General features: G+C 67.3%; 1 protein-coding gene and 1 pseudogene. Both read left to right on the forward strand.

What is annotated here, in order from left to right; all coding sequences use genetic code 11:
- Positions 1-510: chromate resistance protein ChrB domain-containing protein (locus tag ABB33_RS17965; RefSeq protein ID WP_056932983.1), on the forward strand; the 510-nt coding region annotated here is incomplete at its 5' end.
- Positions 511-726: 216 nt separating this feature from the next.
- Positions 727-1,114 (forward strand): annotated as a pseudogene (locus ABB33_RS19150) (superoxide dismutase); the annotation flags it as partial.

Below are 1,114 nucleotides of genomic sequence, written 5' to 3' on the forward strand. Positions count from 1 at the left end.
CTGGAAATGGCCTGTGCCCGTCTGCAGGCGCCGGACGAGCCGGGCTTCGTGGCCGGTACGATCCAGCGGCTGCGCACCGCCGACTACCAAGGCCGTCTGTGGGCCACGCGGCAGCGTCCATGGGTGGACCGGCTGGCCAGCGCCTGGTTGATCCGTCGCTTCATCGATCCCGAGGCCCGCATTCTGTGGCTCGCCCATCCGGCCGACTGTCCGCCGGAGGCGTTGGGGTTCGACTTCGATGGCGCGACCTTCAGCCACGTCGGCCACCGCGTCACATTCGAGGTGCTCGCCGCCAGTTTCGGTCTGGAACAAGGCCCGATCGCACGCGTGGGTCTGCTGGTGCACTACCTCGATGTCGGCGGGGCACCGCCCCCGGAAGCGCTGGGCGTGGAAAGCGTCCTGGCAGGGTTGCGCGACTCCGTGGCCGACGACGACCAGTTGCTTGAACGCGCCTGCGCCGTGTTCGACGGGCTGCTGGCCAGTTTCCGCAGCAACGGGAGCACCGCGTGAATCACCTCCCGCTCAATCGACGCGCGCCCGCGATGCACGAATGCGCGCACTGAGGCACCCGCACCTTTCACCTCCAGCTCCCGTGATCACGAGATGACCAAGACTCCACCGATCGACACCCAACGCCGTCACGTCCTGAGTCTGGCCGCTACGGCGCCCCTCGCGCTGGGAGCCGCCAAGGCCGCCCATGCCGTTCCGACTTCGGAGACCACCGCCATGTCCACCTCCACACTTGCACCCGTCAGCACCCCCACGCTCAAGCCGCTGCCGTTCGACCCGTCCAAACTGAAAGGATTGTCCGAACGCCTGATCCGCTCGCATTGGGAGAACAACTACGGCGGCTCGGTCAAGGCGCTGGCCGTGACGAAGAAGCACCTTGCCGAGGCGCTCGCCGCACCGGACATGCCGCCGTACCTCTACAACGAACTCAAGCGGGAGCACCTGCTGCGCACCGGCTCGGTGGTGCTGCACGAGTACTACTTCGGCAACCTGGTCGGCAGCCGCCAGGCCGATGCCGGCAGTCGCAAGGCCATGGCCGAAGCCTTCGGCAGCTTCGAGTCATGGGCAACCGAATTCAGCAGGATGGACACAGGACGGGGCGGCG

This window comes from Stenotrophomonas acidaminiphila, assembly GCF_001431595.1.
GTDB classification, from domain to species: domain Bacteria; phylum Pseudomonadota; class Gammaproteobacteria; order Xanthomonadales; family Xanthomonadaceae; genus Stenotrophomonas; species Stenotrophomonas acidaminiphila.